Annotated in this window: 18 protein-coding genes and 1 tRNA gene; 14 read left to right on the top strand and 5 right to left on the bottom strand. The window is 63.0% G+C overall.

Annotation, left to right across the window (positions count from 1 at the left end; translation table 11 throughout):
* Positions 1-24: 24 nt before the first annotated feature.
* The 9 genes from EPJ54_RS00585 (at position 25) to EPJ54_RS00545 (ending at position 6,005) form a co-directional block, all read left to right on the top strand.
* Positions 25-2,448: a heavy metal translocating P-type ATPase gene (locus EPJ54_RS00585; RefSeq protein ID WP_135209737.1), complete on the top strand. Its 2,424-nt coding sequence runs from the start codon at positions 25-27 to the stop codon at positions 2,446-2,448.
* 86 nt (positions 2,449-2,534) lie between these two features.
* Positions 2,535-3,077 carry a peptidoglycan DD-metalloendopeptidase family protein gene (locus tag EPJ54_RS00580; RefSeq protein WP_167755512.1) on the top strand — a complete coding sequence of 181 codons (543 nt, stop codon included), beginning with the start codon at positions 2,535-2,537 and terminating at the stop codon, positions 3,075-3,077.
* A gap of 56 nt (positions 3,078-3,133) precedes the next feature.
* Entirely contained in the window at positions 3,134-3,346 is a 213-nt protein-coding gene (locus EPJ54_RS20190; RefSeq protein WP_167755511.1) for a copper resistance protein CopC, read from the top strand.
* Positions 3,343-3,486: a copper resistance protein CopC gene (locus EPJ54_RS20185; RefSeq protein ID WP_167755510.1), complete on the top strand. Its 144-nt coding sequence runs from the start codon at positions 3,343-3,345 to the stop codon at positions 3,484-3,486. The genes EPJ54_RS20190 and EPJ54_RS20185 overlap by 4 nt, the downstream gene beginning before the upstream one ends.
* A gap of 66 nt (positions 3,487-3,552) precedes the next feature.
* Positions 3,553-3,945 (top strand): hypothetical protein, encoded by a 393-nt coding sequence (locus tag EPJ54_RS00565; protein WP_135209733.1) that lies wholly within the window; start codon positions 3,553-3,555, stop codon positions 3,943-3,945.
* 13 nt (positions 3,946-3,958) lie between these two features.
* Positions 3,959-4,672 carry a class I SAM-dependent methyltransferase gene (locus tag EPJ54_RS00560; RefSeq protein ID WP_239590687.1) on the top strand — a complete coding sequence of 238 codons (714 nt, stop codon included), beginning with the start codon at positions 3,959-3,961 and terminating at the stop codon, positions 4,670-4,672.
* Entirely contained in the window at positions 4,669-5,130 is a 462-nt protein-coding gene (locus EPJ54_RS00555) for a disulfide bond formation protein B (RefSeq protein WP_135209731.1), read from the top strand. The genes EPJ54_RS00560 and EPJ54_RS00555 overlap by 4 nt, the downstream gene beginning before the upstream one ends.
* Positions 5,127-5,903 (top strand): DsbA family protein, encoded by a 777-nt coding sequence (locus tag EPJ54_RS00550; RefSeq protein ID WP_135209730.1) that lies wholly within the window; start codon positions 5,127-5,129, stop codon positions 5,901-5,903. The genes EPJ54_RS00555 and EPJ54_RS00550 overlap by 4 nt, the downstream gene beginning before the upstream one ends.
* A 23-nt stretch (positions 5,904-5,926) precedes the next feature.
* Positions 5,927-6,005: transfer RNA gene (locus EPJ54_RS00545), tRNA-Thr, on the top strand.
* A 274-nt stretch (positions 6,006-6,279) separates the two neighbouring features.
* Here the strand turns inward: EPJ54_RS00545 and EPJ54_RS00540 are convergent.
* A complete protein-coding gene (locus EPJ54_RS00540; RefSeq protein ID WP_135209729.1) occupies positions 6,280-6,516 on the bottom strand; it encodes a helix-turn-helix domain-containing protein in 237 nt (78 codons plus the stop codon).
* 74 nt (positions 6,517-6,590) lie between these two features.
* Complete coding sequence (locus tag EPJ54_RS20330; RefSeq protein WP_135209728.1) at positions 6,591-6,830, bottom strand: helix-turn-helix domain-containing protein; 240 nt, start codon at positions 6,828-6,830, stop codon at positions 6,591-6,593.
* Positions 6,831-7,141: 311 nt separating this feature from the next.
* Between EPJ54_RS20330 and EPJ54_RS00530 the strand changes: the two genes are divergently transcribed.
* From EPJ54_RS00530 to EPJ54_RS00515, 4 genes are all read left to right on the top strand, one after another.
* Complete coding sequence (locus EPJ54_RS00530) at positions 7,142-7,741, top strand: sigma-70 family RNA polymerase sigma factor (RefSeq protein ID WP_135209727.1); 600 nt, start codon at positions 7,142-7,144, stop codon at positions 7,739-7,741.
* A gap of 11 nt (positions 7,742-7,752) precedes the next feature.
* The gene (locus tag EPJ54_RS00525; protein WP_135209726.1) at positions 7,753-8,724 is read left to right on the top strand and encodes a FecR family protein; all 972 of its coding nucleotides are present in this window, start codon (positions 7,753-7,755) and stop codon (positions 8,722-8,724) included.
* Positions 8,725-8,820: 96 nt separating this feature from the next.
* On the top strand, positions 8,821-11,823 hold the full coding sequence (locus EPJ54_RS00520) for a TonB-dependent receptor (protein WP_167755508.1): 3,003 nt from the start codon (positions 8,821-8,823) through the stop codon (positions 11,821-11,823).
* Between the two features lie 8 nt (positions 11,824-11,831).
* The gene (locus tag EPJ54_RS00515; RefSeq protein WP_135209724.1) at positions 11,832-13,727 is read left to right on the top strand and encodes an Atxe2 family lasso peptide isopeptidase; all 1,896 of its coding nucleotides are present in this window, start codon (positions 11,832-11,834) and stop codon (positions 13,725-13,727) included.
* On the opposite strand, the gene EPJ54_RS00510 is transcribed toward EPJ54_RS00515, so the two are convergent.
* Positions 13,715-14,995 (bottom strand): asparagine synthase-related protein, encoded by a 1,281-nt coding sequence (locus EPJ54_RS00510; protein WP_239590804.1) that lies wholly within the window; start codon positions 14,993-14,995, stop codon positions 13,715-13,717. The two genes, EPJ54_RS00515 and EPJ54_RS00510, sit on opposite strands and share 13 nt — an antisense overlap.
* Between EPJ54_RS00510 and EPJ54_RS19990 the strand changes: the two genes are divergently transcribed.
* Positions 14,918-15,331 (top strand): hypothetical protein, encoded by a 414-nt coding sequence (locus tag EPJ54_RS19990; protein ID WP_239590820.1) that lies wholly within the window; start codon positions 14,918-14,920, stop codon positions 15,329-15,331. The two genes, EPJ54_RS00510 and EPJ54_RS19990, sit on opposite strands and share 78 nt — an antisense overlap.
* Positions 15,332-15,561: 230 nt before the next feature.
* On the opposite strand, the gene EPJ54_RS00505 is transcribed toward EPJ54_RS19990, so the two are convergent.
* Positions 15,562-16,191, bottom strand: coding sequence for a lasso peptide biosynthesis B2 protein (locus EPJ54_RS00505; protein ID WP_135209722.1), 630 nt, complete (start codon positions 16,189-16,191; stop codon positions 15,562-15,564).
* A 58-nt stretch (positions 16,192-16,249) separates the two neighbouring features.
* Complete coding sequence (locus EPJ54_RS20180; protein ID WP_275574737.1) at positions 16,250-16,375, bottom strand: hypothetical protein; 126 nt, start codon at positions 16,373-16,375, stop codon at positions 16,250-16,252.
* Positions 16,376-16,504 lie beyond the last annotated feature (129 nt).

The following is a 16,504-nucleotide window of genomic DNA, read 5'->3' as shown; positions in this document are numbered from 1 at the left end:
ACGCGGGGGGACGGGGCGCAACTCATGGCCAACGCCAAGAAAGAACGTATCGACGTCGGCGGCTTGTTGCGCTCACCCTCAGCTGGGCGCTGCCAACGCTGCGCGCTTGACCTCACTAAGCGCGTTCAAACCATCGCCGCGGTCAGTCAAGCGCATGTCGTCAACGACGCCAACCGCGGACCGCTAAAGATCTGTGTCCATTACGACCCCGCGCGCACCACGCCAGCCAAAGTGCGCGCGACGGCCGCGCAAATGGGCGCGCAAGTTGGTCGCCACCGCGGTCACGTCACGCTGGCGTTGCCCGCAGACAAGCCCAAGCAAAGACTGGCTCGGCTGCGCGAAGCCAAAGGCGTCATCAATGTCGACGAGTTCGATAGCGGTGAAGCGCTGATCGAATTTGATCCCAAATCGCTCGACGACGCGCGCGTGCTTGCGCTGCTTGAAAGCGACGCCACGTCCGCCAAGACCAGCGCTTCGCACACTCATGAGACCGGCAAAGCTCATGATCACGCGCATGGCGGACCGTTCGGCGAACGCAGCGAGCTCATTTTCGCATTGGGCTCTGGGGCAGCGCTTGCCGCCGGGTGGCTCGCCGAACGCGCTGGCATAGAGATGCTGCCGCTGGTCGCCTTCATCGGCGCTTACCTGCTGGGCGGTTATTTCACGACGCGTGAGGCGTTCGACAATCTGCGCCGGCGGCAGTTTCGCATCGACTCCCTCATGCTGGTGGCGGCCATTGGCGCGGCTCTGCTCGGCGCTTGGGCCGAAGGGGCGCTCCTCCTCTTTCTCTTCAGCTTAGGTCATGCGCTGGAGAATTGGGCGATGGGGCGCGCCAAGAAGGCGATCGAAGCGCTTGGACAGCTAACGCCCGAACGCGCTCAATTGCGGCGCGGCGACACCGTCGAAGAGGTGGCCGTCGCGGACCTGAAGATCGGCGACATCATCATGGTCTGGCCCAATGAGCGCCTGCCGGCAGATGGCGTGGTGATCGCCGGCGAAAGCGCAGTCAACGAAGCGCCGATCACGGGCGAGAGCGCGCCGGTGGAAAAGCAAGCCGCCGCCAGCGCTGATGCTTACCCCGACTTCGCCAAGGCGCCGGCGCAGCACCGGGTGTTCGCGGGCGCGATCAATGGCGCGGGCGCAATCGATGTGCGCGTGTCGCGTCTCGCCACCGAGAGCATGCTCGCGCGCATCGTCACGCTGGTGGCGGAAGCGGAATCGCAGCGTTCGCCGACACAGAATTTCACCGACAAGTTCGAGCGCATTTTCGTGCCGTGCGTGCTCGCCTTGGTCGGCGCGCTCATGTTCGCCTGGGTCGTGGTCGACGAGCCGTTCGCCGACAGCTTTTATCGCGCCATGGCGGTGCTGGTGGCCGCAAGCCCTTGCGCGCTCGCCATCTCGGTGCCGAGTGCCGTGCTGAGCGGCGTTGCACGCGCCGCGCGCGGCGGCGTCCTGGTCAAAGGCGGCGCAGCGCTTGAAGCACTCGGGCGCGTCAGCGCCATTGCTTTCGACAAGACCGGCACGCTGACTGAGGGCAAACCCTATCTGACTGATGTGAAGCCCCTCTTCGGCGTCACCGAAGAAGAATTGCTCGCCGTCACCGTGGCGATCGAACGCAGCAGCGACCATCCCCTCGCGGGCGCGATCGTGCGTGACGGCGGCGAACGTTTGGGTGAGGCGCCCGTGCCGCGCGCTGAAGCGGTCGAGAGCATCACCGGCAAAGGCATTCAGGGCCGCATCGACGGCGCTGTCGTGCAGATCGGCAAGCCGGGTCTCTTCGAGACTGGTCCCGCTCCGATGCCGAACGAGCTTCGGCTCATCGTCACCAACCTGGAATCGTCAGGGCGCACCGTCATGGTGGTGCGGCGCGGCGCCCGCTATCTGGGTGTGCTCGGCGTCATGGACACCGAGCGCCCAGCAGCGAAGGCGACGGTCGAACGACTCCGGCGTCTCGGCATCCGGCGCGTCGTCATGCTGAGCGGCGACAATCAGCGCGTCGCCGACGCGGTTGCAGGCAGCATCGGCCTTGATCAGGCGTTCGGCGCGCTGATGCCCGATGAGAAAGTCGCGGCGATCAACACGCTCAAGGTTGAGCCAGGCGGCGTGGCCATGATCGGCGACGGCGTCAACGATGCGCCCGCACTCGCCAACGCCAATGTCGGCGTCGCCATGGGGGCTGCGGGCTCAGACGTGGCGCTTGAAACCGCCGATGTCGCCTTGATGGCGGACGATCTCAAGCACTTGCCGTTCGCGGTGGGCCTCAGCCGGCAAACCACCAGCATCATCCGGCAAAATCTTTGGGTGAGCCTGGGCGTCGTCGCCGTGCTCATCCCTTCCACGATCTTTGGCCTGCAGATCGGCGCGGCGATCATTTTCCACGAGGGCTCAACGCTCATCGTCGTCGCCAACGCACTGCGATTGCTCGCCTACAAGGACCCCGCCACATGAGCCCATCCTCTCATGCAAGGCGGCGCGGCCGCGTCACTTTCCCGGCCCCCCCGGGCGCGGCCGCGATAACCATTGCGGCGGTGTCGTTGGCAGGATGCGTCGGCGCTGGACTGGCGGCGCAAGCCTTTGCGACAGCGCCCGAGGCCACCAAGGCGACATACACTTTACCGGCGCCAGCCCCGGAACTGGTGAACCCAACGGGTCATTCGCTGCGTGGTGAGGATGTCTATGGCGCGGGCGCCTTCGGGGCCTCGCGCGGCGGCGGCGCACGCCGCCATCGCGGCGCTGACTATGTTGCCGAGCCCGGCGAAGTGGTGCGCGCCCCGATCACCGGCATCGTGCAGCGCATCGGCTTCGCCTATCGCGGCGACGAGCGTTATCGCTACGTCGAACTCACAAGCGAAGATCAAACGCGCGACGTGCGGGTGCTCTATGTCGGGCCCACGGTTCAACTCGGCGTCGTCGTGCGCGCGGGTGAACCGATCGGGCGCGCGCAGGATCTAAGCGCACGCTATCCGCGCGGCATCACCAACCATGTCCATGTCGAGATGCGAGAGAACGGCGCTCTTGCCGATCCTGCCAGTGTGCTGCCTGCGGCGTCCGACCAACATGAGGAGATCGATGCATGAGCAGCCTCGCCCCTCGATTCATCAACACAGGTGCTGGGTCAACCAAGGAGGACGACATGAAACGTCTCATTCTCGCCGCCGCATTGGCGCTTTGCGCGACGCCCGCGCTGGCGCAGGAGACGCACGGCGACAACGCCGAAGTGCAATCGGCGCCGGCCGACGATGCGGTGCTTGCGGCGGCGCCATCGGCGCTGTCGCTGACGTTCGAGCACGCCGTGGTGTTGACCCAAGTGCAATTGCATGGCCCGGACACACCGCCATTCCGGTGACGTTCACGCCGCCAGGGGCGGCGACGGCGAGCTATTCCATTCCGCTGCCGGCGCTCGGATCGGGCGCCTATGAAGTGCACTGGACCGCCACCGGCGACGGCCATGCCATGGAAGGCACGCTGCACTTCACCATCCAATAAACCACGGGCTGGCGGCGCTGACGCATGGCGTTGGCGCCGCCGGCTCACCTCACCACGGGGGCACACATGAAAGCAGTCTCGATTTTTCTGGCCGCCCTGCTCGTTGCAGGTTCGGCAGCCGCGCAAGCGTCGGCGCCGGAAGCCGCTGTCGAATTGATAAGCGGCCACAAAGTCCGCCTTCGCGGCTTTGACCTCGAACGCCGCGCCGATGGGCGCGCTTATGTTCATGGCTGGGCGCGCCGCGAGACAGGCCGGGCCGGCCTCATCAACGCGCATCTTCATGTCGAGACGTTCGACGCCAATGGCGCGAGCCTCGGGCTGACCGAAGGCGGCTGGAACGACCCGCTCTCGGTGCGCGACCGCTCCTCAAGTGCGGTCCATGTCGAACTCGCGCCGGACCCGACGGCGCAAATTGTTCGCGTGCGCATCAGCGTCGAGCCCGGCGCGCGACACGATTAGGGGAGCCAATCCAGTGAACCAGCCGATCGAGTTGCAGCGCAGCTATTGGAACGAATGGAACGCGTCCCATCGCGAGCAGAGACTGAGCGATGTATCGCTGGATCAGCGCGACGCCGTTTTCCGTTGGCTTTCCAATTTAGGCCGAACCGACCTCAGCATCCTGGAGGTCGGCTGCGGCGCGGGCTGGCTTTGTCCCGCGCTCAAACAATTCGGCCAGGTGACCGCAACAGATCTGTCGGATGAAGTTCTGGCGCGGGCGCGAGGGCGCGTGCCGGATGTGAAGTTTATCGCCGGCGACTTCATGGCGCTCGACTTCGAGGAACAGTTCGACGTTGTCGTCAGTCTTGAAGTGCTCTCCCATGTCGAAGACCACGACGCCTTTATCGCCAAGCTCAGCGCACTTCTGCATCCCGGCGGATATTTGATGCTGGCGACGCAAAACCGGCCGGTGCTCGAGAAATTCAACACGGTGGCGCCGCAACAGCCTGGACACCTGCGCCGATGGTTTAACCGCGACGAACTCAAAGCGCTGCTAGCGCCTCATTTCGAGCTTCTCACGATCGAGACGCTCACGCCGGCCGCCAATCGAGGCCCGATGCGTGTGATCGCGGGCTTACAGGCAAAGCGCGTGTTGCGCGCCGTGTTCGGGCGCGGCCTGGAGAAGGCGCTTGCGAAAGCGGGTTTCGGTTGGACGTTGGCGGTGCTTGCACGGAAGCACGAGCCATGACGCACCTTGAGACGAACCGACCGGCGAGCGCGCCGCACGCCGAAGATCGCAGCTCATGGTGGCTGCTGCTCGCAGCCTGGCTGATCGCGCTTTGCGCAAGCCTCGGGGCCTTGTTCATCGGTGAGGTCTTGGGTCAGGCGCCGTGTTATCTGTGCTGGTTCCAGCGCGCCTTCATGTTTCCGCTCGCCATCATTCTCTTAGTCGCGTGCATCCGCTCCGATGCTGGCGTCTGGCGTTACGCACTGCCGCTGGCCGCGATCGGCGGGTTGGTCGCGCTCTATCACACCCTCCTCCAAGTCGGCCTCATCCAAGAACCGATCGTTCAGTGCGGGGCGGGACCATCCTGCTCCAGCGCCGCCATGACGCTCTTCGGATGGCTATCGATTCCAGCTCTTTCACTCGCCGCATTTTCGGCAATCGTCGTTCTCCTCATATTTGTTCGCCGGAGGTCATCGTGAACAGACGCACCATCGTCATTGCCATCGCCGCCGGCGCGCTCGCGCTCTTTGCGCTGGCAGCCTTTTTCTTTCGAGGCGCCGGCGAAGACGCCACCATTGACTTCGCGCCGCCGCAGGCGCCGATCGCGGCGCCGATTGATGCAGCGCCTGATGCGCCAACCGGCAGCGCCACCGATACTGGAGCGGCCTCCGCCGATGGCGAAGCCCCAGCAGCAAGCGCGTCAGTGCCCGCTCCAACATGGAACGTCTATGTGCGGCGTCATTCTCCGGTGATCGGGCCCGCTAACGCACCCGTGACGATCGTTGAATTCTTTGATCCTTCTTGTGAAGCCTGCCGCGCCTTCCATCCGATCGTGAAGCAGATCATGGCGCAATATCCCAACGAGGTACGCTTGGTGCTGCGCTACACGCCCTTGCACGAAGGCTCCGACGAGGCGGTGCGCATTCTGGAAACGGCGCGGCGGCAGAATGTTTTCGAGCCGGTGCTGGAGGCTTTGTTCGTCGAACAGCCGCAATGGGCTGTTCACGGCAACCCGCAACTAGAAAGGGCTTGGACCGTCGCCGCAGGCGCGGGTCTTGATGTGACGCAAGCGCGATCGGGAATGATGGCGCCCGCAATCACCGCCGTGCTCAGACAAGACATCGCCGATGCGACGGCGCTTGGCGTCAGGGGAACGCCCACTTTCTTTGTCAACGAAAGGCCGCTGCCAAGTTTCGGTCCGCAGCAATTATACGATCTCGTGCGCGCCGAGGTCGAAGCCGCCCGCCAGTAAGAAATAACCGCTATCCACGACAGGGCCGCCTTAGCTCAGCTGGTAAGAGCGCCGCATTCGTAATGCGGAGGTCAAGTGTTCAAATCACTTGGGCGGCCTCCACACCACGCGCGAAAGAGATAGAGGCGCCCGCGCTGTGCAACGCGGGCACAACCATCGCGCCCTGAGACGTCTACCGGTGTGACTCTCTTGACCCCGGCGCGAACGGCCTGAAACGCCGCCAGATGCAGACTTATTGCTGCGCAGAGCCCTCGCGTGCTTCTGCCGCCTTCAAGGGAGATTTTCAGGGCCTCGCGCGCCTTCGGCGCGCCAGGCTCTTGCGCTTCGCGCTGAGCCGGCTGTGCCGTCTCAGCCCGTTGGGCGGCGAACCCTGAGGCTACCGCCTCTTCCGCGACTTAGCCGCGGCATCCGGTGTCACTAGATCGACGTGTGAGACGCCCAGGGCCTGCGAGAGTTCATACAAGGTGACGATTGTCGGGTTGCGTTTGCCCTGCTCCAGATCGCTTATGTACTGCTGGCTGAAGCCTGATCGTTCCTCGACCTGCTCCTGGGTCAGCCCTTTCTCTCGTCTGATGCGTGCAAAGTTGCGCCCCACGAGCGCGCGCATATCCATGCAGCATGCCTCGCGCGCTACGCACTATAATGTTATCTACTATATTATGTATTCGTGCTCGCCGGGCAGGCCGATTACTTGAGCTTGAGCTCCCGAACGGCGACCTCGTCCATTGTCACCAAGTCTACCGCCGAGGCGCCTACGGCCTTTGCTAACCCAAACAATGTTTCAAGTTCAGGATTACACTTTCCGTTCTCAAGCTCACTCACATATTGCTGAGAAAAGCCCGCGCGTTCTTGGACATCCTCTTGGGTGAGGTCTGCCCTTAGTCGGAGTCGCCTAAAGTTGCGCCCAACCAGCGCACGCACGTCCATGGCGAAAGCGTGACGCGCCACAAACTTTGATGTTATCGTCTATAGTATGTATTCGACGCGAGCCGCCGTTTGCGATCAGCTCAACTTTACTGAGCAGCAGGTGAAACTTGTGGCGTCGCTTGATGCGTTTGGTTTGCGTCCGCTTGCCTCTGTCTGTTCGGATCTTGGGGATCACACAGACGTCGCGCTCATAGATGACGGACGCCGGTCCATCCTCCTGCGGTTCGTAGACAAGGCGCCAAGCGCTTCCTTGGAATTGACCACAATTCTTTGCCAGGGGCCATTCGAAGCCGCGTTCTTTGTAGACGGCGATGGCATCCCATTCGACCACAAGTGTGCACGTATATGCGGGGACGCCGCGAAAGCAATCGCATTGCGGGGCGTTGCTTAACATGGCGCCTCCGCCCGATCTTGTTCGTTTCTTCCGCGCGGAGTCTTCAGGACTTCGGCGCTTTCTGCGTTCATTTGGGCGCGTTGTGTCGCCAGACGACATTGCGCAAGACGCCTTCCTGAAGCTCTGCGCGGTGGACGCCAGACAGATCGTTTCGCCACGCGCCTTTTTATTCCAGACGGCCAAAAATATGGCGGTAGATGCGCTTCGAAGGCACAAGGCAGCGCCCTATCGCGCCGTCGCGAGCATTGATCTTGTGCCGGCTGCTGCGAACGCGCCTAGCCCCGAGGATCATTGCATTGCCGCTGAGGAGGCAGCAGCCCTGCGTGCGGCGATCGCGGCGCTACCGGAACTTGAGCGCAAGGCGCTGCTGATGCGCCGGGTTGAACTGTTGCCGCCTGCCGAGGTCGCTGCGGCGCTTGGCGTGAGCGAGCGTCAGGTGCAACGGCTCGTCTTGAGGGCCATCGCTTTTTGTCACGCCAGGCTCACCGCCGCTGACGGCGGCGCTTCGGCGCCTTAAGACAGATCGCCATGCCCCACCGCGAGCCAACACAGGCCGAATTGGAGGCCGCGCATTGGCTCGTGGTCTTGGACGAGCCCCGCGTCAGCCGCCAAGACATCGACGCGTTCCAGGCTTGGCTTGCCGCGGACGAACAGCATAAGCGCGCCTATGACGCGGTCTCGGCGACAGCCGACAAGATCGATGCCGTCTTAGCGACAGAACCCGTCGGACACGAGATTGGCCGTCGGAGAACAAAGGTCCCAGTTCGGCCGATCGCGATGGTCGCGCTCTCGGCAGCGGCCGCTCTCGCCTTGTTCGTCATCTCACCGCTAAGCCCGCTTCGGGACGAGCCGGGCGCCGTCTATGCCACGGCGCCGGAACAGGAGCGCCTAGTGCGGTTAAGCGACGGCACCACGATCGAAATGGCGCCTGGCGCGCGGCTGCGGGCGAGTCTTGAGGGCGATGAACGCCACGTGGATTTCGAAGAAGGCGTGGCGCTCTTTAATGTTGCGCACGACGCCTCTCGGCCCTTCGTCGTGACGACCAAGTTCGGAGAAATCCGCGTGCTCGGGACCTCGTTCGTCGTGCGCCTCGGACCTGATGCGGCTATCACCACGGTGCTGAGCGGACGGGTCGAAGCGCGGCGCGAGATGCTGTTCTCACCGGACAACAGCGTAGCGGCTTCAGCCGATCAGGAGATCGAGCTTGGCGGGGGCGCTCCCACCGTTTCAGTCCTGGCGCGGGACGCCCTGGATCGCCGGCTGGTGTGGCGCGACCGCATGGTGGCGCTCGACGGCCAATCCTTGCGCGAAGCAGCAGCCGAGGTGACGCGCTTTTCGGGCGTGCGCTTCGCATTCGCCGACACCGCGACCGCGCAGGTGCGTCTCGCGGGATACGTCGCGGGGGACGACGTTGAAGCGTTTCTGGCTCTGCTTGAAAACAATGTCGGGGTTAGCGCCGATCGGCGCGCCGACGGCGTGATCGTGCTGCACTCTGATTGAGCGCGTGAGAAAAACTTCTCCGTCGTTGTCGTTTTTGCCAAGCCCGTTCGTCTCCCCTTCTTGAAGACCGAGCATGCGGTCCAAGGGGAGGTGAGCTTGACCAAAACCGTCAAGCGCGCGGAGCGCGTTTCGCACTGGGTTGCCGGACTGTTATTGGGCGTGTCGCCATTTGCGTTTGCGCCTGACGCACGCGCTCAGACCAACGGCGCTTCGCTCGCTGGCGAAACCCGGATCGAATACAACATCCCGGCTCAGCCCCTCTCCAGCGCGCTGGCGCTTTACGCGCAACAATCCGGATTGAGCACGCTTGTACCAGCAGATCGCTTTGCGGGCCAATTTTCGCCAGCAGTGCGCGGCCGCTTCACGCGCGAAGAAGCGCTGTCTCAGTTGCTTTCCAACTCCAATGTCCGGGGCGAGATTACGCCCATAAATACGCTTTCGCTGGAGCAAGATCAGAGCCCCCAGCCCGGCCGCGCGAACGGTGACACGCGCGTTCGCGCCGAAGCGAACGCCAACGCGGAGGCGCCCGACGTTGAGGCGGACGAAGAGATCGTTGTCACCGGCACACGCATCCGAGGCGCCGCGCCCGCCGGTTCGAATTTGATCGAACTCAGCCGCGAAGATCTGGACGCCACCGGGCGCTTGACGCTGCAGGACGCGTTGCAGACTTTGCCGCAGAATTTTGCTGGCAGCCAAAATGAAGGAACGGTGGAAGGCTCGCTCAACGCGCGCAGCAACTTTTCTTACGGCTCGACCATCGATTTGCGAGGCTTAGGCGCCGACGCAACACTGACCCTCGTCAACGGCCGTCGGCTCGCGCCCGCAGGCGTCGGCAATTACGTGGATGTCTCAATCATTCCGCTCGCGGCTGTAGAGCGCATCGAAGTTTTAGCCGACGGGGCCTCGGCCACCTATGGCTCGGATGCGGTCGGGGGCGTCGTCAACATCATCCTCAATGACAGCTTCGAGGGCGCTGAAACGCGAGGCTATGTCACCGGCACATCGCAAGGCGGCGCCGAAGGCGTAGGCTTCTCGCAATTGTTCGGCTTCGACTGGAACAGCGGGCGCTTGACCGCCGCCTACGATTATCGTGATCGCCGCGAACTCGACATCGACGACCGCGATTTCTTGGCAAGCTCCGACTTCCGTCCCGAAGGCTCCAATTTCTCGCGTACGCTCGCCAATCCGGGCAACATTATCCGCATCGGCGCGACGCCGGTTTCGCTCGCCATCCCGGAAGGTCAAGACGGTACGTCTTTGACTGCGGCCGACCTCATCCCAGGGGTGCTGAACCTCAACGAACTCAATGAGGGCGCCTGGCTGTTGCCTGAGCAGACGAGCCACTCGATCTTTGTAAGTGCGCAACAAGATGTGAGTTCGGTTCTTACGCTCAGCGCCGATCTCATCGCGACAGATCGTGAGGCATACCTCGAGCGAGAGCAACTCTTCGCCAATATCGTCGTGCCGGAGTCAAACGCCTATCGGCAGCTGAACAATTTATTCCTGGGCCAGGGACCGCTTACGATCGCGTACTTCTTCGGCCCCGACTTGGGGCCGGTGCGCAACGTCAGCCGATCGCAAGCTTACTCGGCGGCATTTACTGGCGACATCGCGCTTCCAAACGATTGGACACTGTCGGCTTCCCTCACCCACTCGCAAAGCCGCGAGTCCATCGACAATGAAAACTTCTTCGACTCCGCAAACATTGCCCCGTCGCTCGCCAGCGGCAACCTGAACACCGCCTTCAATCCCTTTGCAGACGGCTCCAATACAAACGCGGCCGTGCTGGCGGGCCTTACATTCGACATCGCCACCGAAAGCGAAGGCCGGGTCACGAGCTACGGCGTCACTGTGGATGGCCCGCTCTGGGCCTTGCCTGGCGGTCCGATCCGCGCCGCCTTCGGCGTCGAACAACGCCGCGAACGCTTTTCGATTTCGCGTTTCGAAGACCATGCGTCAGGTGTCGCCGATCAATTCATTCAGGACCCTGGCGCACGCACAGTCGATGCTGTTTTCGCCGAATTATACCTGCCTCTGATTGCGCCCGATAACGGCGTGCCGCTTGTGCATGCCCTCACGCTGTCGGCGTCAGCCCGGCGTGAGGACGCGAGCGACTATGGCGCATCGACTACGCCCCGCGTCGGCGTCCGCTGGGCCTTATCCGAAGCCTTCGCGCTCCGCGCCTCTTGGGGCCAATCCTTCAAGGGGCCGTTGTTCGATCAATTGCTGGGCGGCACAGCGATCTCGTATCTCACGGCGAGCGCCGCACAGGACCCACTCGCAGACAACGGCTCGACCGGGGTCTTGGCTATTGCCGGCGCCAATCGCGAATTGCGTCCCGAACAGGCGGAGAGTTGGACCGCAGGCTTCGACGTCGAACTCGGCGCGGGCTTTACGCTCTCGGCGACGTACTACGACATAGATTTCGCCGACCGCATCACCTCGGCGGGCGGCACGTTTGCGATCCTGCGCAATCCTGCCGGCTTCGAAAGCATCATCTACCGCGATCCATCGCCTCAGCTCATATCCGAATTTTTGGCGCTCGGACCGCCCCCATTCGGCGTGCTGCCCGCTGACGGCGTTGAGGTCATCGTCGACCGGCGCCTGGTCAATCTATCGGCACTGCGCGTGCGCGGCATCGATCTCTCTGCGGCCTACACTTTTGAGACCGACATTGGGCATATCTCGCTGACCTTGGCCGCCAGCAACATGCTGCAGTATGAGACCACGTTGGCGCCGGGAGCGGCGCCAGTGAGCGCGCTCAACACTTTGAATGGGCCGGTAGACCTTCGCGGCCGCGCCACTTTGGCCTGGCAGGGCGTACAAACCGGCGCCGCGCTCACTTTCAACTACGTGGACGCTTATCGCGACACGTTGAGCCTACCGGCCCGTGACATAGATTCTTTCCAGACCTTTGATTTTCGGCTTACGCACGATTTCGGCGACCGTGAGCGCGGTCTCGTGGTTGCGTTTAATGTGAATAACGTCTTTGACGAAGACCCGCCCTTCGCCAATAACCCGACTGGCTTCGCATTCGACGCCGCGAACGCGTCGCCGCTTGGCCGCGTAATCTCGCTCGAGTTGCGGCAGCGCTGGTGAGCGCGACGATGCGATTTCAATTAGCGATGATCCTCGGCTTCGCGCTTGTCGTGTCGCCGCCAGCGGGGGCGCAGGCAGAGCAGCGTCGTGCCGCGACGCTGGAGGACATCTACCTGCTTCGCGATATCGGGGGCGATGTCGATCCATTCCTTGAGATATCGCCAGACCAGACTCAAGCCGCCTTCTTCGTGCGCGAAATCTTGCCCGAGGCCGACGACTATGCCTATCGCTTGGCGCTGACCGATATCGCAAGCGGACACACCCGCATCATCGCCGATGCAGGCCGGTTTGTGTTCCGCACCGACGGCGGCTACCGCTCCGGGCTGGGTGTCGATCGCATTGCCCGCTTTTCCCCTGACGGCGCGGCGCTCTACTACACCGCCGAACGCCACGGACAGTTGAACATTCGCCGTGTCGACTTGAGAACGGGTGATGACGCTCAGGTGACCGACGCCGAGGGCGATATCCGCGGCCTTTGGTTCAGCGGCAATGTTCTGATGTTCGAGACCGCCACGCCGCGCCAGCAGGCGCGCGCTCAGTTGATCGAGGACGAACGCCGTGGTTTTCGCGTCGATGAGAACTTTCGAGCGGCGTACGGCCTTGCCCGCGTCACCGATGAAGCCGCCGGAGCGCGCACTTGGAGCTACGATCTCCCCTCCGGATTGACGCGTGCGGCTGACGACAGCGCGCCTCCGGCGCCTGCCTACATCAGGGCGATTGATTCCACTTCGACGGCTGCAGAACCCGCGCTCGGTCTCTTCGCGCCGGGCAATGAGCGGTGCATGGACCCCGCATGCGCAGGCGCGCTCGATGCAGCCTGGCTCATGTCAGGCGATCACGCCGAAGAGGTGCTGTTCCTCCGACGTGAGGGCCATGGGCGCGCGTTGCACGCCCTATACATGTGGTCGCCAGCGTCCGGCGCCGTGCGTTTGATACGGCGGGCGGAAGACCGCCTCTTTGCCTGCGCGCCCGGGCGCGCCGCCCTCGTCTGCTTTCAGGAGAGCGCACTGACGCCGCGCCGTTTGGTTTCAATCGACCTCGCGAGCGGCGCGCTGAGGCCACTTTTCGATCCGAACCCCGCGTTTGGAAGCATTGCCGCCCCGCGCGTGGAGCGGCTCGACTTTACTGACGCCGAGGGCAATGAGAGCTTCGCACATCTTGTCTATCCGCTGCGTTATCGTCGCGGCAGGACTTATCCCGCCGTTGTCGTTCAATATCACTCTCGCGGTTTCCTGCGCGGTGGCGTCGGTAATGAGACACCAATCTTGCCGCTCTCAGCGCGCGGTTATTTCGTCATCAGCGTCGAGCGCCCAGAATTCCGCTTACGCGCCGCGCGCCTGACTGCTGCAGAGGTGCAGCGCGAGACCGAACTCGACGGTTCTGAAAGGCGCGCCAAGCGCGAGGCGCTTAACGATTTCATCGCCCGCGCCGTCGCGCGAGGCGCCGATCCGGCTCGAATCGGCATTACCGGTTTGTCTGATGGCGCCGAGACCGTCTACGCCATGTTGATGGACGAGCCCAATACCTTCAGAGCTGCAGTCGTTAGTTCGCCCCCGACTGATCCCGCAAGCTGGCCGCTCCAAGCATCGGCATATCGCGATCGCAGCCTCGCGCGCATTGGCCTTACTTCGCCGTGGGTAGAAGGATCGCCATGGACACAATGGTGGCGTGACAACAGCGCTTCGTTGAACGCTGAGCGGCTCAGTACGCCCACGCTCTTCAACTGGGGCGAAAGCGAAGCCGTGCGCGGCTTCCCCCTGCTGGCGCGTTTGCACGAAAATGGAACGCCTTATGAAGCCTACATCTATCCGGGCGCCTATCACCTCAAATATCGGCCCCAACATCTCTTGGCCGCGCAGCAGCGCACCATGGACTGGTTCGATCGATGGCTTCAGCCAGAATGAAGTTTGCTTCCCAGCTCTGACGAAGGCTCCGCTCCAGCCCGTAAAGCCGGCGCACACGCTGCTTTTGTTTTAAGGAAGCGCTGGACCCAGAGTTCAGTGATGAAGGCGGTCATGATCTGCGCCTTGGTTTTCGCATCGACCACCACATCCCGCCGAAGCGCGGTTTCCAGCGGTTCGCGCGCCAATAACCCGAGCTTCACGAGTTCGCCGTCGCACAGCATCTCACGGATGAACGGCAATTGCCGTTCCAGCACCGCGCGGTGATAGCGGGTGGTGTCACCCTTATGGCGCCGCTCCAGAATAACGCGCGGAATCCAGTCGCCAAACGCGGCTCGCGCCAGCGCTCGCTCACGCCCTCCGCGGGTCATGTCATAAGGCGCGATTGACAAACAGCACTCGACCACCGGCTGACATGCGAGCAAGGGCGCGGCGACAAAATCGCTCAACGACGAGGGCTGGTGATAAAAGTGGAGATCGACCACATGCGCCATGCGCAGCGCTCTAGCTGGAGTGGCCTTATTCATCGCGCTCGCCCATGGGTGGGCCGCCCATTCCGCCCTTGCTGGCAGCGATCCTTCGGACGCAAGCACGTTGTCGAAGACGCTATTGTGCGGTGAAAACTGCCGCCACGGCGCGACTGCGCCCGTCATGGCCGCGAACACATCCCAAACCGGAGCGCGAATGAGGTGGGCGGTTTCGAGCGCGATCCGCCAAAGATCAGCGGGAGGGCAGCCGTCCATCATGGCATCCGCCGCGATCGATGCCGTGCGGCTGCGATGCAGCACTTGATCGCCGCCCTGCCCCGAAGCAACAACACGCGCACCGGACGCGTGAATAGCATCGCCAAGAAGGGAATCGGAGGAGCTGAACTGACTATAGGAAGGACGCGCGCTGAGACGGGCTTCTAAAATGGCGGAATAGGACACATGGTCGGGATGCGCGGCGAGTTCGCTCAGCGAGAAATTCAACGTCTCGGCCGCGATGCGGGCGAATGCGCGCTCGTCGCCCTCTGGCGTGTCGGCCGGAAATTCGTTGAAGCAAATTACGTCGCGTGCGCCGGCGTGGTGCAGCGCGCACGCGACTAAGGTTGAATCAAACCCACCGGAGAGCCGAAGCGCGATCGGCCCTCTTTGCTGGCTGTAGCCGACCCACGCCGACGCCGCGCGGCCAACGGCGCGGCGAAGCGCTGCTTGACCGTTGACGTAGTCAAGCTTCGGCTCTCGCACGGACGGCTGCCACAGCAACGCCTCTCGCCGGCCAGTCCGCATCAACGTCAGGCCAACGCCAGGCAACACCTCACGCACATTCCCCAAGCCTGTGCGCGCCGTTACCAAGCGAGGTTGACAGAGGAAGGCGCTAAGCATCGTCTGATCGAGGTCGAGTTCTGGATCTACGGCGAACAGATCCTCGGCATCGCTCGCAAAGACGGTGAACTCACCGGCGTCGAGCACGTAGAGCGCGCCGGCGCCGCAGGGATCACGCAAGAGGTGCAGCTCATCGCGGCCGTGGTCATGCAGAACAGCGCAATAGCCGCCCCAATAGTTCTGAACCAAAAGTGCGCCGCCGCTTTCGGCCAGCTTCCAGGCGTCAGTGGACGTTATTGAGGTTACTGGCTCGTCGCGTTCTTCACCGAACACAAATAGCGGACCAAGCACGACGCCGAGGTCGTCTGGCAGGATTCGCGAATCTGCGTCGGCCGCGGCAAGCGCAATAAGAACGCCGCGCCGCTCGCTCACCTTCGAAAAACTGGGGCCGAGTCTTTCCAACCGAGCGCGCGCTTCGCGTTCGCCGTTTCGATCGGTCGGGCGCCAGCGGAAACCGACCATACGAGCGGTCATAGCCGGACGATCTCTTGCATAGAGGCGCAGTCTTCGCCGCCGTCATCGACAATGGCGCCATCAAGCTCCACCCAACTATGGGCAAGAAAGGGCCGTGCCCGTACGCCAATCACAAGCGTCGCATGCGTGCCGCGCGACAGGAGAAATCGAATGAGACAAAGCGCGTCGAATAAGCAGACGTAACGCTTTGGCAGCCACGGCCGCATTTCATTGAATTGGAGGATGGCTTTGCGGCCTACGTCCACGTCCTGGCGGGACGCCCGCTTCCATGACCTGATAAATTGAGCCGCACGCCACATGTCCCCTCGCCGCACCGTTGTGGACGCCCACTGCGCAGCCCACGCAAACTGCATGATCGTCGGCGCATTAATGCGTCCGGAATGGCCAATCAGCTCTTGTGGAGGGTGCGCGTCCTTTGCAGTGGTCAGCACCCCTCGCGCCGCCAGCTTCTGAAGCGCTCCGCTTTCTACGGCCGTCTCGTCATGACGCGCGTTCGCAATACCATCGATGGCCGCCGATTGCGCCGCGCTGACCGCGAAGTATCGATTTGACTTCAGATCCAGAAAGATGAGCCAATCGCCATCGATGCAGGCATGGACGTGAGGTGCGAGAACATACTTTTGCATCTGCGCGCCACTACTTGCTGAGCGCGGCGCCGGAGGGCCTCCGGCGCCGGCCGGGATCTCAGTCGCGATGATCCATCTGCCCCGTCGATTCCTCGAACGGGACTTTTGGAATGCCCAGCGTCACTTCGCTGACGGCGCCGAGATCGATGACGTCCGAGTGGACGTCTTTCACTACTTCAGCCATTGCGGGCTCTCCCGTGTTGAGCGCGAACTCAGTCGCGATAATCGGGCAGGCCCGTCGACTCTTCGGCGAAACGCTGCACGATGCCGCGGGTCACTTCGCTGGCCGCGCCCAGATCGGTGAGTTCGTCTT

Origin of the sequence: Vitreimonas flagellata, from assembly GCF_004634425.1 — a bacterium.
GTDB lineage: Bacteria > Pseudomonadota > Alphaproteobacteria > Caulobacterales > Aquidulcibacteraceae > Vitreimonas > Vitreimonas flagellata.
Note: the sequence above shows the minus strand (reverse complement) of the source record. Positions and strands in the feature narration are given on the sequence as shown.

What these genes read in the sequence shown, in the direction of transcription:
- EPJ54_RS00585 (WP_135209737.1), top strand. Translation starts at nt 25, where the DNA reads ATGGCCAACGCCAAGAAAGAACGTATCGACGTCGGCGGCTTGTTGCGC.
- EPJ54_RS20190 (WP_167755511.1), top strand. Translation starts at nt 3,134, where the DNA reads ATGAAACGTCTCATTCTCGCCGCCGCATTGGCGCTTTGCGCGACGCCC.
- EPJ54_RS00565 (WP_135209733.1), top strand. Translation starts at nt 3,553, where the DNA reads ATGAAAGCAGTCTCGATTTTTCTGGCCGCCCTGCTCGTTGCAGGTTCG.
- EPJ54_RS00555 (WP_135209731.1), top strand. Translation starts at nt 4,669, where the DNA reads ATGACGCACCTTGAGACGAACCGACCGGCGAGCGCGCCGCACGCCGAA.
- EPJ54_RS00540 (WP_135209729.1), bottom strand. Translation starts at nt 6,516, where the DNA reads ATGGATATGCGCGCGCTCGTGGGGCGCAACTTTGCACGCATCAGACGA.
- EPJ54_RS20330 (WP_135209728.1), bottom strand. Translation starts at nt 6,830, where the DNA reads ATGGACGTGCGTGCGCTGGTTGGGCGCAACTTTAGGCGACTCCGACTA.
- EPJ54_RS00530 (WP_135209727.1), top strand. Translation starts at nt 7,142, where the DNA reads ATGGCATCCCATTCGACCACAAGTGTGCACGTATATGCGGGGACGCCG.
- EPJ54_RS00525 (WP_135209726.1), top strand. Translation starts at nt 7,753, where the DNA reads ATGCCCCACCGCGAGCCAACACAGGCCGAATTGGAGGCCGCGCATTGG.
- EPJ54_RS00515 (WP_135209724.1), top strand. Translation starts at nt 11,832, where the DNA reads ATGCGATTTCAATTAGCGATGATCCTCGGCTTCGCGCTTGTCGTGTCG.
- EPJ54_RS00510 (WP_239590804.1), bottom strand. Translation starts at nt 14,995, where the DNA reads ATGCGGACTGGCCGGCGAGAGGCGTTGCTGTGGCAGCCGTCCGTGCGA.
- EPJ54_RS00505 (WP_135209722.1), bottom strand. Translation starts at nt 16,191, where the DNA reads ATGCAAAAGTATGTTCTCGCACCTCACGTCCATGCCTGCATCGATGGC.
- EPJ54_RS20180 (WP_275574737.1), bottom strand. Translation starts at nt 16,375, where the DNA reads ATGGCTGAAGTAGTGAAAGACGTCCACTCGGACGTCATCGATCTCGGC.